We start from the raw sequence: 22,143 nt of genomic DNA, 5'->3' as shown, positions 1-22,143 counted from the left end.
TCCACTTTAGATATTTGTTTAAGATGAGATGTAACTCATTGAAATGTGTCATCATATTCGTCGTCAGAAAACAAGTATTATGCCATTATTTCAATGAGTTGTCTTTTTTTGTCGTGTACAAAGAAAATCAACATAAGAATAAATGCCGCACAACACAACATCAGTTTTTGACTCATATAATCTCCTCTAATTTTATTATTTTGTCTTAACATGACTCGATTCTTAAAATTGATCCTCAACTCTATTTTTCATTAAACTTGACAATAAACTTGAGGTTTATTCGGATAATTTTTCACCACAATGCGGACAGTAATGATATTTCTTTTTTTCCTGTTGTTGATCTTCAAGCAGCTTCTCCCTAACCAACTGGATGATAATTTCATGGGTCTGCTCTTTTGGTAAACCCACTTTTTTCCGAATTCGTTCAATTTCAACTTGGTCATGCAACAAGTCCAGCTCATCGGCTTGCAAGGCTTCACGAAACTCCTGTTCCAGTCTTTGATTGCGCTGGTTTAATTCATTTGCAAGACCTGAAGCCAAAATACCTGCGGGCAAAGCTGCAATACCAACACCCAGAATTGTAATGAATGCACCCAAGATACGACCCAAATTGGTTACAGGTGTTACATCACCATAACCCACTGTTGTCAATGTAACAACCGCCCACCACATTGCTTTTGGAATTGAGCTAAATGCTTCAGGCTGAGCTTTATTTTCCACCACATAAATTGCGGATGCCGTCATCACAATCATGATGACCAAAATGAAAATAACTGCTTGGAAAGAACCTTTTTCTCGTTGAATTACCCTTAATAATATCTGTAATGAAACAAAATATCGGGTCAGTTTGAGTAAGCGGAATAAACGTAGAACTCGTAAAAAACGCAAATCGATATGAACAAAGAAATTCAGATATGCAGGTAAAATCGCCATTAGGTCAATAATCGCCCCGCCACTTTTCATCCAGCGAAATCGTTGTTTCCATGCCGTTTCCTGTGGATTTTTCTCAACAATGCTCCATAGCCTTAATAAATACTCTCCACTAAAAATCAGGATTGAGATATTTTCAAACAAATCAAAATAAGGCTGATATAGCTTATACAAGTCATTTACTGACTCCAGTAGCACCGCTGCAACGTTGGCAATGATCAGGGAAATCAGTACATAGTTGACACAGGTACTTACTTTACTTTTATAGTCATCATCATGCAGATTGTTGTAAACAAACCGTCTTAGGCGTTGCCATGAAAATTGAGCCATACCATATTTATCGTTATATAAATCAGGCTAAAATGTATCATGTTGCCTGAGCGTTTGATAAGTGATTTGTATCATACTAAACCATTCTTAGCGCATGGTGGAAAGAGAACTTTGTCATGAGTGTCGTCAATATCATCATCTTTGTGGTGATTGGCGGACTGTGGTGGAAAGTGTTGGGTTATTGGTGATTAAATATAAGGAACATTACTGTACGAATAGAAATGTTCCTCTAAATTTAAATACCCAAATGTAGAACATACAAACTATTATTAGAATGAATGATCTTCTGCATAAGTTCTGCTAATATTTTAAATTGTCCTATCACGTCACTCTTTTGCATAATGATTTTTTCATAACCTGCTGTTTCTCGTAAAATACGATCAACATTTTCATTTGGGTCAATCACATCATCATATGCATGAACAAAAGTATATGCGCCTGTTAACGTTAAAACTTTTGGTGATAACTTTAAAACATTAACTAGACTAGAAAACAATTGAAATGCTTCTTTAGCCCCATCTCCATCAATCACTGTTACACCATAATAATTTAACCCAGTATGCCAAACTTTTAAACTTGGATTATAGGTAGGTATCCATTTTAAAAAATCATTAAAATAAACAATAAGATCATCATGGATTGAAACATCATAAGAAACCTTACCGACTAGCTCGCAGCAATCATCATAAGAGAATTCATTTTTATTCAATAAAACAAAATCATGTAGTAGTGGCATAAATAGAACCTCAGTTTAAATGGTAGTTTTCTCTATCAGTCAAAGCTTTCCACTCTTCATGGCTATAAAGCTTAAGATTCTTCAGTTGAGTACCTACTAATAAAAAGCGATCGTCCCATGTCAGTACTTCTCTACAGTCTTCTAAATTTTTGTTTGAAAAACAAGGAAATAAAGTCGGATTAAAATATATTAATCCAATTTCAAGTAAATGCTTAATCTCTTTAGGATTTTCAGGAATAGAGTGAAATACGGGTATATTTTCTATTAATTTGCGAGCAATTTCATGAGGTTCAGAATCTAAATCATCCAAATACCATTTTTGGTCATCACACCTCCATAAATAAGCAGTAAAACCATTTTGCTCAATCAGTAATGTCTCTGTAATTGCATTTGGTTCCTCATACCAAACAGAAAATGCTAAAGTTTTTGTCGGAATAATTGAAAATTTTGGCGGTTTTAAATAAGGATAATCCTTTAACATTAAAGAAACTAAATCTTTAATTGCTCTTTCTAGATCCTCAACCTTCTGATTTTTATGGATAATGTTAACTAGTTCAGAAATATTATCTCTTATCGTCAAAATACTTTTCATTTTATAAAAAATAAGGGCTGATTACTCAGCCCTTATTTTAGCTTTTTGCTCAAACAAAGCATAGCTTTGTTCTTGCGCTAGGGAAAAGCCTTTCGGCTTTTCTTGATCCTAGCTCATTAAGTCAATTGAGCAGCCTGAATCTTCTTGGTATCAACTTGATCAGCTTCTTTTGTATATTCACTCATCTTATCGAAGTTCAAGTATTTGTAGATGTCAGCAGAAGCGCTGTCAATTTGTGACGCGTACTGTTGATATTCTTCTGGGCTTGGTAATTTACCAAGAACAGCAGCGACAGATGCAAGCTCAGCAGAAGCCAAGTAAACGTTTGCACCTTGACCTAAACGGTTCGGGAAGTTACGCGTAGAAGTCGATACACAAGTCGTGTTCGGTGCTACGCGTGCTTGGTTACCCATACAGAGTGAACAGCCTGGCATTTCAGTACGTGCGCCTGATTTACCATAGATGTTATAGAAGCCTTCTTCCATCAACTGATGCTCATCCATACGCGTTGGTGGCGCAATCCAAAGACGAGTTGATAAAGAACCACCTGGTACTTGCTCAAGCAATTTACCTGCAGCACGGAAGTGACCGATGTTGGTCATACAAGAACCGATGAATACTTCATCAATTTTGTCGCCTTGAACTTCAGAAAGAAGTTTAGCATCATCTGGATCGTTCGGGCAGCAAAGAATTGGTTCTTTGATGTCAGCAAGATCGATTTCGTAAACTTTTAAGTATTCTGCATCAGCATCAGCTTTTAACAGGCTTGGGTTATCTAACCACTTCTGCATGTTTTCAGCACGGCGCGCTATTGTACGAGCATCGCCATAACCTTCTGCGATCATCCACTTCAACATGGTGATGTTAGAACGTAGGTATTCAGCAACTTTCTCTTCAGAAAGAGTGATTGAACAGCCCGCAGCAGAACGTTCAGCAGATGCATCAGAAAGCTCGAATGCTTGCTCAACAGTCAAGTCATTTTCCATTTCTGTTAAGTCGATCTCAAGGATACGACCAGAGAAGATGTTTTTCTTACCTTTCTTCTCTACAGTTAAGTCACCAGCTTTGATCGCATAGTAAGGAATCGCATGTACAAGGTCACGTAAAGTAATACCAGGCTGCATTTTACCTTTGAACTTAACAAGTACAGACTCAGGCATGTCAAGTGGCATAACACCAGTTGCAGCTGCGAACGCAACCAGACCAGAACCCGCTGGGAATGAAATACCGATTGGGAAACGAGTATGTGAGTCACCACCAGTACCTACTGTATCTGGAAGTAACATACGGTTTAACCAAGAGTGGATAATACCGTCACCTGGACGTAAAGATACACCACCACGGTTCATGATGAAGTCTGGTAATGTATGGTGAGTTGTTACGTCAACTGGTTTTGGATACGCAGCAGTGTGACAGAAAGACTGCATTACCAAGTCAGCTGAGAAGCCCAAGCACGCCAAGTCTTTTAACTCGTCACGAGTCATAGGACCAGTTGTATCTTGAGAACCAACAGTTGTCATCTTAGGTTCACAGTAAGTTCCTGGACGGATACCTTGACCTTCAGGAAGACCACATGCACGGCCAACCATCTTCTGAGCTTGTGTAAAGCCTTTACCAGTGTCAGCAGGTTGTACTGGAGTACGGAATAAAGTAGAAGGTGCAAGACCTAATTCTTCACGTGCTTTCGCAGTTAAACCACGACCAATGATCAAGTTAATACGACCACCAGCACGTACTTCGTCTAAAAGTACAGGCGTTTTAAGCTCAGCTTCTGCAATTTGTGCACCGTCTTTGAACGCAGTAACTTTTGCAGCAGTATGATCAATTTTCAATACAACTTCGTCGCCCATGTTCATGTTAGCAACGTCGATTTCAACAGGTAATGCACCTGCATCTTCCATTGTATTGAAGAAAATTGGAGCGATCTTAGAACCTAAGCACACACCACCATCTTTTTTATTTGGAATGTGTGGAAGTTCGTTACCGAAGAACCAAAGTACAGAGTTAGTTGCAGATTTACGGCTTGAACCCGTACCAACAACGTCACCCACGTAAGCAACTTGATTGCCTTTCGCGATCAATTCTTTGATTTGGCTTAATGGACCAACTTCACCTGGTTTTTCAGGGTTGATACCGTCACGCTCGTTTTTCAACATTGCATTTGCGTGTAATGGGATATCTGGACGGCTCCAAGCGTCTTGAGCTGGAGACAAGTCATCAGTATTCGTCTCACCTGTTACTTTAAACACAGTGATTTTGATTTCTTCTGGAACGTCAGCACGGCTTGTGAACCATTCTGCTTCAGCCCAAGATTGTAAAACAGCTTTAGCCGCAGCATTGCCAGCTTTTGCTTTGTCTGCTACGTCATGGAATGCATCAAATACAAGAAGAGTTTTCTTCAATGCTTCTGCAGCTAATTCAGCAAGCTCAGCATTGTCAAGAAGTTCAACTAAAGGAGCAACGTTATAACCACCAAGCATCGTACCTAGTAAGTAAACTGCACGCTCTTTAGTTACAAGTGGAGAAGTTGCTTCGCCTTTTGCTAGAGCAGCCAAGAAAGCAGCTTTAACATATGCAGCTTGGTCAACACCTGCTGGAACACGGTTTTCAAGCAAATCTACTAAAAATGCTTCTTCGCCTGCTGGTGGATTTTTTAATAAAGTTACAAGTTCAGCAGTTTGAGCATCATCAAGCGGCTTCGGTGGGACTCCGAGTGCGGCACGTTCTTCAACGTGTTGGCGGTAAGCTTCTAGCACAGTGTTATTCCTCTTTTTTAAAAAATTACTTGTAAGTTCCAGCTTGCTACAAGCTTTACAAGTAATATGGACAGCAAAATTTTACTAGACTTCGCGTTAAAAGTTAATGCAACTACCGTATTTCTACGTGATGCCCATTATTTTATAGCGAAATGTTCATCTCTTTTGAATACCGCTTTGGTCTTAGATCAAAGTTTAATAAAACAACAAATTACATGCATAAAAAAAGACAACTGATGTGTCTTTCAAATGAACCTATTAAAATGATTTATACTTTGGTAGCTGGTCATGTGGTGTTGCCAAGCATTGCTCAGTAAATTTCTGTTTCAACTGTTCACGTTCTGCATCAGGATTCGCCTTCAGTTGGTCGATTGGCATTGCATATACCGTTTCAATAATTTCAAAGATAAATTTACGTGTTGTTTCATCTTCAATTTTATCTGCATGTTCTTTTGCTTGCTTTTGTTCAATGCCATTTTGACGGTCCAAAGTAATTGAACGCGCTGCATTGCCCACACTGACACAATAACCATGCCACTGTTCTGCTGGAGTTAATTGCTTTTTATCTGCACAACCAACTAGCACCAAACCTATTGCAATCAAAAAAACTTTTTTCATCATCGTACTGCGATTAATTTGATGCACACATCATACTGAAAGTTGTTCATTTTGCAAAAAAGAAGCGTTTAAATCAGTATAAGCTGCAATAAAATAATACAAATCATTTACTGCATCGCATGCTATTACCCATTTTCTGACATTTACCGCCCGTAGAAGAAAGATAGGTTGTGCCAGCAACTAAATTATAAGGTTTACCTTTCGCATCCCAACATCTTACACCATTGCAATTCTTCACAGGGATCAGTGCTTCGCTAGCAACTGTAATGGTTGCATTTGAGGTTGCAGTAGTTGTACCTGTTGATTTCGCTGTTTGTGTTGTTACCGTTGGAACATTTTTTTGTTCTTTGTTATTGGTCACGGAAACATTTATCGCACTGGGAGTTGTCACTGTTGTATTTATATTTTTTTTAGTTGGATCAAGTTGAGGATCTTGCTTCTGAGTGGGTGGTGGTGTTGCAGAATAAGTCGTTACCCCTTTCGAATCGACCCATTTATAATACTCTTTTGCATGTGCTTGGAATGTAAAGCCGAGTAATATTAAGCCTATAGTTACCAAAAGTTGACTTAAAGTGACAGGTTTCATCCACTCTCTCTAAAAAATGTCATTAATCTATATATTTTTCAATATCTTATTTTTATTTTAGCATATTTTTAAAAATACCCAGCATAAAAAAACCTGCTTTATTTTCATAAAACAGGTTTTCTAAAAAAGTTTTAAAAACGCCAGTTGTAGAATACGTCAATGGCTCTCTCTAAAGATTGACTTGCTTCTAAGTATAAACGGCGATTCATTTGATAACGTAAGGTCAATTTATTTACAGGTGTAAACACGCCTATGCCATAACGAATAAACAGGTCTGGCGTGATATAGCCCGTTAAACTCACTTGAGTGTCATCACCTGTACCCTGTGCATCAAGTGCTAAACCACTGAGACCAAATGTTCGACCAATCTGATTCGTTAACGCCCGTGTTCCTCCTAAGCCCATACTGATGCCTGCGGCTGCAATGGTATTGTTTACATCAGATTTAAAGCCTTCTGTATTACTTAGGCCGCTACTTCCTTCATTGATACGACCTGTGACCAATGCATTCAATGCTTCTTGTTCAGATAAACCTGCATCATTATAAATTTGAACATTTGGAACGGTTGCTGTCCCAGTCACACGTAAACCAACAATACTACCTTGAACTGATTTATTCGCATCAATATCAAGTGTCGGATTCGCAAGTGGACCATTAAAACGTGCGATTGCTCGGTTCAAATCTAAGCTTTGACCATAAGCTTCAATCTTCACTTTCTGACTCACGCCAATTGCACCATTTGCTTGCATTGCAGTTTCTAAACCACGTTGTGATAAATGCAAGCGACCAACCAATGGAATATTACTTTCAAAACCTTGGAAGATCACTTGATTGCCTAATGTCAGTGTCATATCCGCGCGAATATCCCACGGTTTAGCTGCTTTTAATGTCGCAAGTAAATCTTGTCCTTGCTGTACGACTCGTACATCTGGTGAAATATTTACAACTGGTGCAGTAGTCTCTGGCATAGAAATACGAGCACGTGGTACATCAATCGTTCCTCTTAAACTAAATTGTTGTTTAAATGGGTAAACATCCAAATTTAAATCAGGTTGCACGATTGCCGTAATCATCGGCGCTTGGCGAATTAAAAGATTATCACCTTTCAAACTAAGCGCGAGATGAGGATCTTCTTTCCAATTGAAGCTCCCTTTTAATCGCCCAACCCCTTGTCCACTGTTGAACGCACCATCAATACTGGCTGAATCTTGTCGAATAGATGAATAAAGCTGAATGTTGTTTAAATTTACAGGCAGTGAAATCATACTAATTGCGCCATTTTTTAAGCGCATTTCACCTGTAAATTGTGGTTGAGTCAGTGTGCCATTAATTTTTCCAGCCAGTGCAAGCGTGCCCGCCATTGAACGCACATCTTTAATAAATGGCTTGAATACTTTGAGTTGTACATTATCAAAAGCAACTTCACCACGCATTGGCATTCCATTTTGAAATGGATTCACGATCACGTTAGCGTAACCTGTACCAATGTCGGGTGTTTTCATATCCACACGGAATAATAAGCCATCATTGACACTTTTCGCGATTAAACTCAATTCATCATAGGTGACTGTGGTCGCAATATCTTGAGGATCATCAGGTGCAAGGCCCAATGCTCCTTTACGAGTGACTAAACTTGCATCTAGTTTTGGGCGACTACCTTTAGCCCACGAAGCTCGAGCATAACCATTCAGTTGACCAGTAACTGCTAAACCTTCTGGCATAAATACCGCAAAATCATTTAAATCTAGATTTTTAGTAACAACTGAAAAATTACCTTTATTTTGGCTAATACGTGCCGATTGATCTAAACAAACCTGGCTATGCAGACTTTGCCAACAATGCTGTCCGATATAAAGTTCAGATTGGGCTGTAGAATAAATGATGGCTGCACTTTGATTTTGTACTAAATCAATACGGCGTGATTTAAAGTAACCTTTTTGTAATTGCCCTAACCATTCATTGTTCTGATTGAAACCACCTGCAAGCTGTACATAAAAATTAGATTGGCGATTATTACTTTCAACTTTTAATATATGTGCTTTGCGCGTGCCGCCTAAGTTAATCGTTGCATTTTCTATTTCACGATTACCACTTCGTAAATGATCAACTTTGGCAACTAATAATGTAGGTGTTGCTTCAGAAGTCGGCAATTCACCCTGAATACGCAGTGATTTAACGCTTGCCACATCCTTGAATGCGAAATTATCCACGGCAATATTTGCAGTTGCTTTTAAACGTGGTTGTGATTGAACGTTTAAAACGCCGTAGGCACGACCTTGCAAACCTGGATAAATCTCATACAAGGCTGGAGCATTTAGTTTCACTCTTAAACTTTGTGCATTGCCTGTGGCTTGTAACTGGTTCTGAGCATAGGCAAAAAATAAGTTATTGGCTTCAAACTGTTGCGGTAAAAAACCTTTCTGGTTGGAGTCTAACAACAAAGTAAGGTTACCACGACCACGAACAGGTTTATTATTCAGAAAACCTGCCGCGTTTAAATCCCGAATATCGATGCGCTTCAGCTTTTCAGACCAAACACCTTGTGTTTTAACATGCCCTGAGAGTTCACCTTTAAGTGTTGAAACAAAATACTGTGGTTTGAAGCGTACTAAAGATGCATTGATATCCCAACCAAGTTTATTTTTTAGGTTCACAGCACCTGTAGCAAAAATCTTACCTGCCACACCATCATGTTTTAACTCATTAATTTTTATATATTCTGGTGTTCCTGCCACGTTGATTTTCAACAGTCCATTGCCTTGATTTAATGCATTTAATGAACCGTTGTAATCAACTGCAAAACTTTTAAAACCTCCACCAGACTTCTGATCATTAAACATTAAAGCGGCTGTACTTTTGCCTTTTAATGCAACGGTTTCTATACGATCTGACTGAACAATTTGACCTTTTAAATCAATACGATCAAATTGAATGATCTGTTGATTCGGTTTTGCAAAACCAGTTGCTTTAATATCGCCATTTAATAAATTAACAGGTGCAGTAGCAACGACTGTTTGTGGATTAAAATTCTTGGCTTTAAGCTGAGCCTGCCAGGCTAACTGTTGCTTTTCAGTAGGTAGTTTAACTTTTGCTTGCCCAGATAAACTCCCTTTCGCAGCCTGATAACGAAAGTTTTCAACATTCAGTAGATTTGATTTTATATCAAGACGGGCATCATATTTACCCGTTGGTAGTAATGCTTTCTCATGAGGTTTCACTGTTGTAGAAACATAGATATCTTGTTGTCCTTGTTTTAAGGCGATGTCGGTATGACCGTCCTCGCTAGTCAACCAACCAATATAAGGAACTGCCCGATCTATATTTTTCCATGCCACATTTAATAGCATCGGCTGTGGTGTGTGATCTTTCGATGCAGCTTGATTGAGTTTAACCGCCCAAGTTTCATATTGATCAAAAGCAAGCTGTGCACTTAAAGCTAAACCTTTTTCCATAGACCCAGATGAACTTAAATGAGCATCTAAATTAGGCGGTAAAAAATCCTTTGCGATTTGCGGAACAGTTTTATCTTTAGGGTTTAAATGATCCAAACGACCTTGAATATCCCATGAAACATGCTCATGCCAATTGACTAAACCTTTGAGCGCAATAGATCCACCCATTAACTGACCATTAAAGTCTTGAATATTCAATTGATTCTTTAGATCTGTCTCCATTAAAGCATTGTATTTACCTTCGGGGATTTGCTCACCTGTCAAATCGGTATCTAGATTTAAAACCAATTTTCGAATATCGCCGCTAAATCTTGCAACACCATCTTTGGCAAATAATTTCTGTTCTTGCAACAAAGGTAAATGATAATTTTTAAAAAGCAGTTCGCCTTGCATCGGTACGTGATCACGCACTGGGTGTATAACAGCCCAACCTGTTAATAAATCTGGGGTCTGTGTTGCGACACCTGCTTTTAATGTATCTAAAGATCCGGCCGCAACAACTTTAATAGTATGAATATTTAAACTTTTTAACGATGGAATAATTAGATCTGCTTTCGCATGAATTGGATATTTACCACTAAAATCCATTTTCCCTGTGGCGTGTTGGACTGCCAAATATCCCATATCCATTTTAGAATCCTTAAACTCTAATTTGGTTCCAGACCATAGGGCATCTTTCAAGTAAATATCATTAAAACCAACTTTCGATGTTTGAGTTTTAATCTCAAGATGATCAAGAGTTGCTTCATCTACACGCAATACGAATGGAAGTTTGATTGCATCAAAGGCAAATGGCTTACCTGAAGGCGATTTTTTGTTGATCACCTTCAGATTACGTACATCAGCATGACTTAAATGTATTTCTTTATTTAAGATTGCGCGCCAACCAAGAGAAACATCAGCACGATCCAAAGTAACATCTACAGCTTTTAATTGAACTAAAACATTCTTAAGGATGATTCCTCTGAGTAAATTTCCACCCTCATATTCATAACGAATCATTTTTTGGCTTTGCAGTACCCGATCTAATAAAAAACGACTACCTTTATCGGTAGAAATCATAACGATTAAAGAGCTAACCAATAACAAAAGTATGATCGACAAAATTAAAGCAACACTTCTCACGATGCGTCGTTCTGGTCTTGGTCCAACTGGTGGCGTTAGTTGTGGTTCTACTTCCGTCATAATCAACCTAAAATTGTTTGAGCTTTTCTAAAGGATGTTTTTAAATTATTAAAGCTGTGAGCCGATGAAAAAATGTAATCGGATCGGGTTATTGTCATTGGAAATACCAGATGCCACATCAAGCCGTATTGGTCCTATTGGTGATCTCCAACGGATACCAACACCAATACTATATTCGGTTGGGTTACTAAACTGTTTGTCATATGAATTACCAAAATCAGAGAAAATTGCTGCTCGCCAACCATCTTTAAACTGATAATTGTACTCTAAAGATCCTACGCCTAAAGCTTGTCCACCGATTTTAAAACCGTTCTCCTCTGGCGAAAGACTTTTGTAATCGAAACCGCGTAAGGACTGGTCTCCACCTGTAAAGAAACGGAGGTTATAAGGCACTTTTTTAAAATCATCTGTGAAAATATAACTGGTGTCCGCTCGACCTACAAATTGGTGATTTTCATTTTCACCCAATGAATAAATAAAACGCCATCCACCTGTCAAAATTGCCATATTTGCATTTGATAATAATGACTCTGTCCCTAATTCAAGCTTGTATGTTTGCTTAAAACCTTTGGTTGGATTCAAGAGGGAATTACTATTGGTCTTAGAAAGTTCATATCCAAATAACAAGGATTCTTGTTCCGAATCAATCCCTGATACTTTAAAAGCGTCAGGTAATTGATTGATATCAATATCACCTTTTTTAGTTAGGCGATCTAAACGGTAACGTAAACCAATGATGTGTTGCCAATCACCCAAAGGATTTTTAATAACACGTTCACCACCTAAAACAGCGGACTCAACCAATAAATTAATATCTGGGCCAATGTCATTGCGCTCTTCACGCTCGTAACCACCGACAACATTAAAATAATCATTTAACGGATGTTTATAAGGAATGCTATATCGCCCATCTATAGATTGACGAATTTGTGACACCTCAATGTTGGCATCAAATGCATGACCATACTTATTTACAATTGCTCGTCTGTATTGACTACGCAAACGAGCACCCGTGTCTGTACCGTAACCAATACCAGTTTCTAAACTATTCAAACGGTCGGCATTAAGCGTTACTACGACTGGAATTTTTTTCTCAATTCTCGTTTGCTCTTCTAATTTCTGGCGTTCATCTTCTTCATCATCATGTTCATGTGATAAGGGCATAGAGCGTGCTAGAGCATAGGCTTGAGGGGGTTGACCTCCAGAGAATTGTGTTTCATCAACGACATTTTGCGTCACTTGTTGTGCAGAAGTTACTTTTTGTCTTGCCAATTCTGCTTTCTGTTGACTATTTAGCAATTGAGATTGTTGGATTTTCTGTTGATCGACTAAAGCTTGAAGATCTGGCGCTAACTCTAAAGTAGGCTGAACTGGATCAGGTTTAATCGTATCTACCAATGTGTAATTAAAGTAACGTGTATTCGTTAAGTTATTTGCTAAGGCATTTACACGCCAAAATGCATAGTCATCACCCTCTTTCCAAGGTGCCAAACTATCTAAAACTTTTTGAGTTAAAGGCAATGGCTTAGTTGGATCGCTCATACGATACTCAACTTGTTTAAGTTTATATCGCTCGCCCGTCTCATATTTTAGATTAATTTCAGCTACTTTTTCTGGCTGGGTAATTTTGACATCATGCAAACGCCAATAACTATCAAAAAAACCGTTATCCGATGCAGCATTCACTATCTTTGTTTTTGTTGTTTCATATTTACCGTGATTAAAGATATCCCCTTTTTCTTGTTCTGGGATCAAGCGTAAAACTTGGAAGTGAGGCAGGTTTTCACCCGCACCAGAAAATTCAATATTTTGCTCTTTAATACGGACGGGTTCATTCGGTGTGACGATGACTTTAACTTTATTATCACTTACCCTTTCAAATTTATACGTGGCATTATAGTAGCCTACAGCTTGTGCAGCCTGATTGGTCAACACTCTTAACTGAGGTAAAGCGGTGTTAAAGTCTTCAAAAGATTCTTGAGTAAAACTTGATAGTTTTGCTTTTATATTTGCAGCCAACGCAGGAGGCGCGCCAGCGACATCAGCAGTAATACGCGGAATTTTCTCTGCACCCATCAAACTATCTGGGTGAAAACGATTCCATATTTTTCGGAAGAAACCGACTTTTTCTTTAGGCTGATCACTTTGTGTTTGAAACTCTGGTAGTGTTCTACCCGTTTCATTTGCTTCAACGACAATCTTACTGTCGGTTTGAATATCTTGCATCAGCCGATTAATATCCACTGGAGCCTTAGTAATTTCTATCAGTTCAGGCGGTGAAATGTCTTTAACAACTGTTGGTGGATTTTTTGACGTACTTTCTCGATAAGCTTGGGCCTCATTTTTTGCATTCTCAGCCTCACGAAAAATTTCATTCGCCATTGTTTGGTCAACAGGGATAACTGGCAAATTTTCTAAATTATCATCAAGCTGAATCGGTTTTAATTCATTAATCTGATTATTAGACTGCTCTTGCTGTTTCAATGCCAACAAGCTGTCTTGTTCGGCTTGATTAGCAAGAGACTGATTTGTACTGCTTGATAAAACAGTTGATGTATCCTCAGTACTTTGATCAGATTTAACTTGATTCAAAGACTGTTGGTCTAGGGTTTTATTATTTGATGTATCTGTTAATTGTTCTTGCGCACAAGCAGCTGATATACAAGAAGTAATTAAAAAAGTGCTACAAATAAGTTTAGGAAAGCTCTGCATTTTAAATATTAAATGCATAGAATGAACCAACGTTAACTGTTTAAAATTAGCTTTAGATGACATGTAGAACTCTAAACTTATTTTTAATTTATCATTTGTGACTGGTGAAAATACTTCAAATCTTTGATTTTCATCCAATCAAATATCAAAGTATCATACATGCATTTTGTAGCATTTTTACAGTACGTCACATTTTTTTATAAAACACAATGAAGTGAACACACAATGAAACAAGATGAGCGCTTAATGACATCACGTCGGTTTGCACCGATGTTTTTCACTCAGTTTTTTGGAGCCTTAAATGATAATGTTTTTAAGCAAGCTCTACTTTTAGTGATCACTTATGGTTGGATTCAGCAACAAAGTGCTCCCGTCAGTACACTCAATAATCTAGCTGCCTTATTATTTATCTTGCCTTACTTTTTCTTTTCTGCAACTGCTGGGCAAATTGCTGATAAATATGAAAGATCTCAACTCATTCGCTTTATAAAAATATTAGAAATTATCATTATGTTGATTGGAACCGCGGGGTTCTTGCTTGGAAATTTATGGTTACTACTTTTTGCATTATTTCTGATGGGAACGCACTCAACTTGTTTTGGTCCAATCAAATATGCAATTTTACCAGAAATTCTAAAACAAGAAGAATTGATGTCGGGTAATGCACTTTTCCAATCAGGTACATCGATCGCAATATTATTAGGAATGATTCTTGGAGGTGCAGTCATTGCATCATCGGAAGGAAATTTATTGTGGATTAGTGTCACTGTTGTCATCATAGCTTGCTTAGGCTATTTATGTAGCCGATTTATTTTACCTCAAAAGGTTGCAGCGCCAGATTTACAAATTGACTGGAATTTTTTTCGTACAAGTTTTCAAACTTTAAAATATGCTAGAAGCCTTCCGATCATATTTATTGTTTTGCTCGGTAATTCTTGGTATTGGTTTTATGGCGCAACCTATTTAACTCAAATTCCTCAATTGACCCAACAAAACCTGCATGCTTCTGAAAACGTTGTCAGCCTACTTCTCACCTTTTTCTCTGTTGGCATTGGTGTAGGTTCATTACTGTGCAGACGTATCGGTGGTACAGAGATCAATATTAAAATGGTACCTTACGGTGCGATTGGGTTAACGATCTTTGCTTTGTATTTAGCAGCGAGCCTATCTTTTGTTCCTGAACGAACTGGCGATTTACTGAGTTTAAAAGATATTTTTACCCAAGGTGCCGTGTACTATCATGTCATGCTTGCCGTGACTTTATTAGGTATTAGTGGTGGATTTTATATTGTGCCGCTATATGCAATGATGCAAGCTTACTCACCACGTTCTCACCGTGCACGTGTGGTTGCCGCAAATAATATTCTAAATGCTGTATTTATGGTTTCTTCTGCAGTTTTCTCAATTTTAATCTTAAGCATTTTAAAAATTGATATTAAAATATTATTTACGATTACTGCAGTTTTAAGTGCTATTTTCTCATTTTGGTTATTAAAGCGTTTAAAACCATTGTTGGAAAATGCACCCAATACTTTAGAGGATTAATATATGCGTCATTTTACAGGTATCGATAAACTTATTAATTCTTTTGATCAGGCTTTGCGTAGCTTAGTGCCAGGGGCAACTGCTGCTCAACGATCCAATCCAGCAAATTCAGAACCTTCACAATTATGTGTTAGCGATGCTCGTCATGTAGCAGGTTTAATGCGTGTCAATCATAGTGGCGAAGTCTGTGCGCAAGCGCTTTATCACGGTCAGGCGCTCACTGCAAAGCTGCCTCATGTTCGAGAAGAAATGCAACAAGCTGCGATAGAAGAACAAGATCATCTGGCTTGGTGTGAAGATCGTTTAAAAGAATTAGACAGTCATACGAGCTTACTCAATCCAATTTGGTATGGTCTATCTTATGGTATGGGCGCAATAGCAGGTATTGCAGGTGACAAATATAGCTTAGGTTTTGTCGCTGAAACGGAACGTCAAGTCAGCCAACATCTACAGGAACATATTCAACAACTTCCATCTCATGATGATCGTTCACGTAAAATTTTAGAACAAATGAATGAAGATGAATTACACCATCGCGATACAGCCTTAAAGGCTGGAGGTGTTGATCTACCTGTACCTGTGCGTATTACCATGACAGCTATATCAAAATTAATGACTAAAACCAGTTATTATTTATAAATAAAAAAGGGGAAATTATAATTTCATAATTCCCCCTTTTTTATTACTTCAATCAATTTAATTTAAATAATTCTACTTAAAAATTAACGTAACCCACGTTCAGCTTTAAAACGTTCCAAATTTCGAACTGCATCTTGATAACGTGATTGAACTCTGCTGCTATTGATGCGCAAATCATATAAACGTTTTCTATAATCATCACGATCCTTAACAGATAAGTCTTTACGCTCTAACTCTTTTAAATAATAGTTAATATCATTTTGTGAGCGATCAAACTCCGCGTTTGCTTGATAGTAGCCATTTGCAACTTGATAATATATTCGCAAAGACTCACGTTTGTCTAAAGGACAAATACGAAAATCACCACGCCCTTCTAACGCTTCATTAAAAATAGTTTCTGGTCGACAGTAATAGCCCAAACCTTTTTGGTAACCTTGTTCATAAAGCTTTTGATTCGGCACAATATTGGCTTTTTGACAAGAAGAATAATATTTATCTAATCGAGATTCCTGTCCTGCTGCACCATCTTTTTCTCCAACATTAAACCAATTTGCAGTTTTACATTGTTCAACACTCATGGCAGCACAGCCTGAAAGTAAAATTGTAAAACCTACTAGCAATGAAATTTTATTCACGGAATATTGTTCATATTATTATAGTGTTAGATAGAAATAACGGGATAAGAATTTTTCCTATCGTAATCTAAATCTGGAACCTGCCACAAATCATAAAGTGGAATTTTAACATCTAAGGCTAATGGTAACTTTTTTGGATTAAATTGCATATCTTCTAAAGTCCCCCCCCAAGCAATCACATCAATATCCAAGCTAATATTATGTGATGGACGAACTCGACCAGATTGTGCTTCTAAGTTTTTCAGGATTTCAGTGATCTCATCAACATTCAGTCGACTTTTTAATAAACAAGCTGAATTCCAATAATCGGCACCAACACGATCCCGACATGGGATTCTATAAATTGAAGAAAATTCCACTATACCTAAGCTTAATATCTGTTGATAAGCAAAAGTGAAATTTTGTTTTTGTTTGAGGTTACTCGCCAATGCGAGCGCAAAAATTGTTTCTGTTGCGTTCAAGGCGAATTCCTACTGCATTGGCTTGTGCAATGATGGCGGGTTTGCGAATGGTGATACTGATCGATTCGATCGTGGGGAAAGTCGTAAATAAACATTCAAGTACCAATTGTGCGGCGTGCTCAATCAGTTTCGGTTTAGCCTCTTGTATAACTTGGGCCGCAAGCTCACAGATTTGCGCATAGTTGAGCGTATCTTCCAACTCATCCGAGTATGCAGCGTGTGATAGATCATTATGAATGATGAGATCTAGCATCAAAGGTTGAATAATTTGGCGTTCCCAGTTGAAACAGCCAACCACAGTATCCACCTTCAACCCTTCAATTATAATGGCATCCATAATGACCTAATGAACCGATAAATAAATTAATGCTTTAAAAACGAAGCAGGTTCAATATTGTGAACCATTTTTAAACGTTGGTCAGCATAAATATCGGTATACGGTGCGAGAACACGCATGAAACGATCAAAATATAGCATTTGCTTGAATAACAAAGCGAAGTCACGCGGGAATTTGATACCATGACGCTCACCGACAGCCACCATATCCATCATAATGTCATTCAAATCTGCTGGATTGGAACTGAGAATTTCTTGCGGATCTGCCAGTAATACACCGCTAAATAAACGCTCTAAATCATCAGCCAAGACTTGAGTGTCAATTTTATGATGAGTCATGCCCATTTTCAGCATATTCTCAGCCATCGCAACATAATTGGTGTGCTGTAATGCATCCATAAATGCCATACATGCTGTCCAAACTTCAGGGTTTAACTGACCAACAATACCAAAATCAATAAAACCAATACGACCATCTTCAAGTAACATCAGATTTCCAGCGTGTAAATCAGCATGGAAACTCTTACATAGCATGAGACTACCAAACCAAGTATTCATTGCAGTAATCAGAACTTGTGTTGGGTCTTTGGCATATTTTTTAACAACATCAAAATCAGTTAATGACACCCCGTACAGGCGCTGCATAGTAAGTACACGACGCGTTGAAAATTGATGATAAACTTTTGGTGCAGTGGCAGCCTGATTGCCAGAAATGTTCAGATATTGAATAAAGTCATCCAGATTCTGTGCTTCTTCAATAAAATCAACTTCACGTACCATACGTGTTTTGATCTCATCGACGATTTCAGAAAGTGAAGCAAACTTAATTTTAGGAACGGCTTTTTCTAATAGTTTTGTAGCCCAATGCACCACATTTAAATCAGTGTATAAAATGGTTTCAACACCAGGTTTTTGAACCTTTAATACCACATCTTCACCCGTAACTAGTCGAGCGGCATGGACTTGTGCAATTGAAGCTGAAGCTAGTGGCTTTTCATCGATAAAACTAAAAATTTCATTCAGATTACGGCCTTCAAATTCTTCAGCTAATACTTGTTGGATATAGCTAAATGGCAAGGTTGGCGTTTGATCTAAACAGCCTTGGAATTCCTGAACGTATTCACGAGGGAATAAAGACGGCGTACTGGCAATAAATTGACCCAATTTAATATATGTTGAACCAAGCGACTCAAAGGTCTCACGCATGAGCTTTGCATTACTTGGTTTTTCAGTTGCATATTTCACACCTGCTTGTGCCGCAACAATAAATGTTTCACCTATACGTGCAACAGAACGTAATCCATCGAATAAAATATTTCTTTTCATAATCTTTCATTGCCTTACAGATGGTCTTAGTTTAGCAAATTTTGCTCAATTTACCGATCAAGTTGCCTGACAAACTGGACAATTTACATCTTTTTCAAATTTAAGAATGCGTTGCGATAGATTTAAACCATTCCAAAGCAACAATTTTTGCTTTAATGGTGTGAGACCAAGTCCTAAAAACAACAAAGTGTGATGCGCTTGTAATGACGCTATCATTACAGGAGTGGTAGCTAATACACCTGACTCCGCACAACGTAATCCTTCATTGGCATGATCTTCTTTCGGAAACAGACATTCATAACAAGCTGAATCAGCATCCACCATAAACAGTTGCCCTTCAAAACCAATGGCTGACGCACTGATAAGCGGTACTTGATGTTTTCTACACACCGCATTCACTAGATAACGAGTCGTAAAATTATCGCAACCATCCAAGACTACATCTTGATGCTGTACAAGTTCATCAGCATTCGTTTCATCGAATCGTATATTTTGATAGCTAACTTGTATATGCGGATTAATGTCTTTTAGATGCTTTGCCAGTATTTCGGCTTTGTATCGACCTAAATCTTTTGTCGTAAAGGCAATTTGTCTTTGCAGATTACTCATTTCAATCGTATCAGCATCGACAATGGTAATTTTACCTACACCTGCACGTGCCAACAGCTCAGCACTGGTACAACCGATACCACCTGCGCCGATTATTAGCACATTGGCGAGTTTTAGTTTTTCTTGTGCTTCGATATCCCAACCATCTAATAAAATCTGACGACTATAGAGATGCATTTCCTCATTACTTAGCTCAAATTCGTTTTCCAAATGGTCTGACACGGGACTTACTTCTTGATCATCAAAAGTGTTCATGATTTTAAGTCGATGCAGGTTCTGAGGAAAGTAATAAATTAGAACGAACACTGTTTTCTTTTGACAAAAAGCGATTTTACCCCAATATTTTTCTTACTCTTTAACTGAACCATACCGGGTTTGTCGGAGACTTTTTATTTAAGTTAGGCCACCTGACCTAACGGGTTAATCTTATCATATGACATTGCTTCAAACTCAAAAGGCGATACATAACCGAGTGCACTGTGTACACGCTTTTTGTTGAATCAATCAACCCAACTTAATGTCGCAAGTTGTACATCTGCTAGACCTTGCCAATCTGCTTTTAAATATTCAATCACCTCTGTTTTGTATAAACCATTCACCGTTTCAGCCAGAGCATTATCGTATGAATTACTGTTCGTATTAGCTGCAGTGTAAAAATAACCCTCTATTGGCATTTAAAAATGCCCCCTTTCTTAACACGCTAAACACCTTGTATACCTAGCTTTTGCATCAATCGAGCAACTGTACAGCGCGCAGCAACATAGCCTTGATGTTTCAGTTTTTGCCAAACTTTACGTACACCATATCGACCTGAACTTTCCTTCCAAATTCGTTTAATTTGTTCAGCATGGATGCAAGTCATGTAAATCTCGTTTCGCTTGATGTTCCCTTGCGAAGCAATGCTTCTCATCACAGAGGACTAGAGTTCGGTAATAGGTTGAAGCTGCGATAGGTAAAATTCTACAAATTGCCTCAACACCATATAACGCCTTATTATGGATAAAATCCATCACTATTTGTGTGGGCGGTCGAGCTCCGCCTGGCCGAAAAAAGCGGCTGCTTTACATAGAATGTCATTAGCACGATTCAGTTCTTTATTTTCATTTTCCAGTTGTTTGATACGTTCTTGATCTGAAAATTGTTGTACTTTGATTGGATTTTGTTGATCTAAGTATTTTTAATGCTCTCATATCAGGACAGTTAATTTCCAACAAATCCAGCACAGTTGCTGTTCCTTAAAGTTTCTTTCAGTTGTTAAAACAAGAAAGAATTAAGAAGAAAATATATAGCAAGAACTGAAGCCAAGTCTAATATCTTTGAATATATTGAGGTGTTCTGCAGTTCAAACGCGGCCTAGTTCCAACGGTCAACGTTCTTCATTAGATTATGAGAGGGTCTATCAAAAGATGGTTATGTGTGTCTAGAATTTTGGTGACTATTCACATTTCTGTTCCATGATTTATGGTTACTTATTACTTATGTTACTATGTCAGGAGCGATACAAGAATTAAGGTAACTTATGAAAATAGCGAATACGAAATTACTGGCTGGTGCTTTTATGGCCCTAACTTTAACTATGCTTAGCCCTGTCGTACTTGCAAATGATAACAATGATATACGAAAGACTGTTGTAGTTAAGTTTGCTAAAAAAGCTGACTCTGCAAATTATTACGGAAGGCTAGATGGATACAAGTATGATTCCTACAAATTTTATGCTAAAAAAGGGCAAAAGTTAAAAGTGAAGTTGACTGGAGGAAATGTTGAAACTTACTTATGGGGTAATCAATTAAAAGACTCCATCAATCTTGGAGAATATTCTTCAGAGCTTGATGATAATGGTATTTATATTTTACCTGCTTCAGGTGAGTATGAAATTAGAGTATTACAACCTAGATCACAGGCAAGAAAAAATAAAAAACCTCAATACTGGATGAGTATTAACATTAAATAAAGACTTGCTAGATTCGTTTAAACTTTTATACAAGGGTTCAAAAACTATTGCCAGTTAAGCAGGGCGTGATTTTTACGCATATATGTTTATGTTATTAAAATGATATAGATGACTTGTTTAATACCCTGAGGAATAATTTAATCTGTTTAATCTTGCTGTGCGTTAGTCACGTTTCTTTCGAAATTTGATTATATCTTTCAACATAACCATCATGATATTCAATCTCTTTTGATAAGAATTTACAGTGGAAGAACAGGCGAAAATTGTCTTAAACAATGGTAATTCCTTATCTTTAAAATAAAGAACGCCCGATGGAATTCATTAGGCGTTTACTTAAAATAAGTGTCAGCTTATTTTATAACCAGATGTACTTGTCAATCATGATTCTTTTTCTCAATTGCCTTAAAAAAACAATCTTGCTATTTTTGACTTTTCACACCATTTTGTTCAATTTGTACTGCGGCTTGCCAGCTAGGTAGTTGGCTTAAACCTGCTACATAACGTTGGATATGCGGATAATTTTCACCTTGTCCCATATGATAAACTAAAGCATGTAGTCCAAAGCCCATCATAAAGTCAGCACCGGTTAAACGGTCTGCGACTAGAAATTCTTTATCTTTAGGACTTACGCACTATTATTTATAGATTCTCTGTGGTAGGAGATGATTTTTATCGAGAATAAAGTCATCAATGAAGTCTTTGATGATTGGTCTAAATAATTTCTTCTGCCAACGATATACATTT

Annotated in this window: 16 protein-coding genes, 4 pseudogenes and 1 other annotated feature; of the genes and pseudogenes, 4 read left to right on the top strand and 16 right to left on the bottom strand. The window is 37.7% G+C overall.

The features are described from left to right. Nucleotides 1-276: 276 nt before the first annotated feature. The gene (locus HYG88_RS14305) at nt 277-1,260 is read right to left on the bottom strand and encodes an ion transporter (protein ID WP_005160483.1); all 984 of its coding nucleotides are present in this window, start codon (nt 1,258-1,260) and stop codon (nt 277-279) included. 80 nt (nt 1,261-1,340) lie between these two features. On the opposite strand from HYG88_RS14305, the pseudogene HYG88_RS14300 reads away from it, so the two are divergent. Then, nucleotides 1,341-1,448, top strand: a pseudogene (locus tag HYG88_RS14300) (2-oxoglutarate/malate translocator); the annotation flags it as partial. A gap of 47 nt (nt 1,449-1,495) precedes the next feature. Here the strand turns inward: HYG88_RS14300 and HYG88_RS14295 are convergent. From HYG88_RS14295 to HYG88_RS14265, 7 genes are all read right to left on the bottom strand, one after another. Next, complete coding sequence (locus tag HYG88_RS14295; protein WP_005160485.1) at nt 1,496-1,996, bottom strand: hypothetical protein; 501 nt, start codon at nt 1,994-1,996, stop codon at nt 1,496-1,498. A gap of 10 nt (nt 1,997-2,006) precedes the next feature. Continuing rightward, nucleotides 2,007-2,588, bottom strand: coding sequence for a hypothetical protein (locus HYG88_RS14290; protein WP_005160487.1), 582 nt, complete (start codon nt 2,586-2,588; stop codon nt 2,007-2,009). A gap of 116 nt (nt 2,589-2,704) precedes the next feature. Continuing rightward, nucleotides 2,705-5,344, bottom strand: a complete 2,640-nt coding sequence (locus HYG88_RS14285) for a bifunctional aconitate hydratase 2/2-methylisocitrate dehydratase (protein WP_005160489.1) — start codon at nt 5,342-5,344, stop codon at nt 2,705-2,707. Between the two features lie 258 nt (nt 5,345-5,602). Beyond that, nucleotides 5,603-5,962, bottom strand: coding sequence for a hypothetical protein (locus tag HYG88_RS14280; protein WP_005160491.1), 360 nt, complete (start codon nt 5,960-5,962; stop codon nt 5,603-5,605). Nucleotides 5,963-6,065: 103 nt separating this feature from the next. Then, nucleotides 6,066-6,548, bottom strand: a complete 483-nt coding sequence (locus tag HYG88_RS14275) for a DUF4124 domain-containing protein (protein ID WP_005160501.1) — start codon at nt 6,546-6,548, stop codon at nt 6,066-6,068. Between the two features lie 131 nt (nt 6,549-6,679). Continuing rightward, entirely contained in the window at nt 6,680-11,185 is a 4,506-nt protein-coding gene (locus tag HYG88_RS14270; RefSeq protein WP_005160504.1) for a translocation/assembly module TamB domain-containing protein, read from the bottom strand. 48 nt (nt 11,186-11,233) lie between these two features. Beyond that, nucleotides 11,234-13,960, bottom strand: a complete 2,727-nt coding sequence (locus tag HYG88_RS14265; RefSeq protein WP_005160507.1) for an autotransporter assembly complex family protein — start codon at nt 13,958-13,960, stop codon at nt 11,234-11,236. Between the two features lie 162 nt (nt 13,961-14,122). Between HYG88_RS14265 and HYG88_RS14260 the strand changes: the two genes are divergently transcribed. Next, nucleotides 14,123-15,442 carry an MFS transporter gene (locus HYG88_RS14260; protein ID WP_005160511.1) on the top strand — a complete coding sequence of 440 codons (1,320 nt, stop codon included), beginning with the start codon at nt 14,123-14,125 and terminating at the stop codon, nt 15,440-15,442. A 3-nt stretch (nt 15,443-15,445) separates the two neighbouring features. Continuing rightward, nucleotides 15,446-16,081, top strand: a complete 636-nt coding sequence (gene coq7 / locus HYG88_RS14255; protein ID WP_005160514.1) for a 2-polyprenyl-3-methyl-6-methoxy-1,4-benzoquinone monooxygenase — start codon at nt 15,446-15,448, stop codon at nt 16,079-16,081. A gap of 83 nt (nt 16,082-16,164) precedes the next feature. Here the strand turns inward: coq7 and HYG88_RS14250 are convergent, their stop codons facing one another. The 6 genes and pseudogenes from HYG88_RS14250 to HYG88_RS14225 all read right to left on the bottom strand — a co-directional run. Continuing rightward, a complete protein-coding gene (locus tag HYG88_RS14250; protein ID WP_372616683.1) occupies nt 16,165-16,716 on the bottom strand; it encodes a DUF2799 domain-containing protein in 552 nt (183 codons plus the stop codon). Between the two features lie 26 nt (nt 16,717-16,742). Beyond that, the gene (locus HYG88_RS14245) at nt 16,743-17,177 is read right to left on the bottom strand and encodes a 2-amino-4-hydroxy-6-hydroxymethyldihydropteridine diphosphokinase (protein WP_178883323.1); all 435 of its coding nucleotides are present in this window, start codon (nt 17,175-17,177) and stop codon (nt 16,743-16,745) included. Continuing rightward, a complete protein-coding gene (folB, locus tag HYG88_RS14240) occupies nt 17,134-17,514 on the bottom strand; it encodes a dihydroneopterin aldolase (RefSeq protein WP_087536177.1) in 381 nt (126 codons plus the stop codon). Before folB ends, HYG88_RS14245 begins: the two co-directional genes overlap by 44 nt. A 26-nt stretch (nt 17,515-17,540) precedes the next feature. Further along, a complete protein-coding gene (locus HYG88_RS14235) occupies nt 17,541-18,839 on the bottom strand; it encodes an AarF/ABC1/UbiB kinase family protein (protein ID WP_178883322.1) in 1,299 nt (432 codons plus the stop codon). 57 nt (nt 18,840-18,896) lie between these two features. Next, on the bottom strand, nt 18,897-19,703 hold the full coding sequence (locus HYG88_RS14230; RefSeq protein WP_005160524.1) for a HesA/MoeB/ThiF family protein: 807 nt from the start codon (nt 19,701-19,703) through the stop codon (nt 18,897-18,899). A gap of 143 nt (nt 19,704-19,846) precedes the next feature. After that, nucleotides 19,847-20,625: pseudogene (locus HYG88_RS14225) on the bottom strand (IS3 family transposase); the annotation flags it as partial. Continuing rightward, nucleotides 20,390-20,503: a sequence feature (AL1L pseudoknot), on the bottom strand. It overlaps the preceding pseudogene by 114 nt. Before the next feature lie 342 nt (nt 20,626-20,967). On the opposite strand from HYG88_RS14225, the gene HYG88_RS14220 reads away from it, so the two are divergent. Beyond that, the gene (locus HYG88_RS14220; protein ID WP_005160528.1) at nt 20,968-21,399 is read left to right on the top strand and encodes a PPC domain-containing protein; all 432 of its coding nucleotides are present in this window, start codon (nt 20,968-20,970) and stop codon (nt 21,397-21,399) included. A 419-nt stretch (nt 21,400-21,818) separates the two neighbouring features. Here the strand turns inward: HYG88_RS14220 and HYG88_RS14215 are convergent. Further along, nucleotides 21,819-22,019 (bottom strand): annotated as a pseudogene (locus HYG88_RS14215) (glutathione S-transferase); the annotation flags it as partial. A 15-nt stretch (nt 22,020-22,034) separates the two neighbouring features. Further along, a pseudogene (locus HYG88_RS14210) lies at nt 22,035-22,143 on the bottom strand (IS701 family transposase); the annotation flags it as partial.

The organism is Acinetobacter sp. SwsAc4 (genome assembly GCF_013391535.1).
Taxonomy (GTDB): domain Bacteria; phylum Pseudomonadota; class Gammaproteobacteria; order Pseudomonadales; family Moraxellaceae; genus Acinetobacter.
Note: the sequence above shows the minus strand (reverse complement) of the source record. Positions and strands in the feature narration are given on the sequence as shown.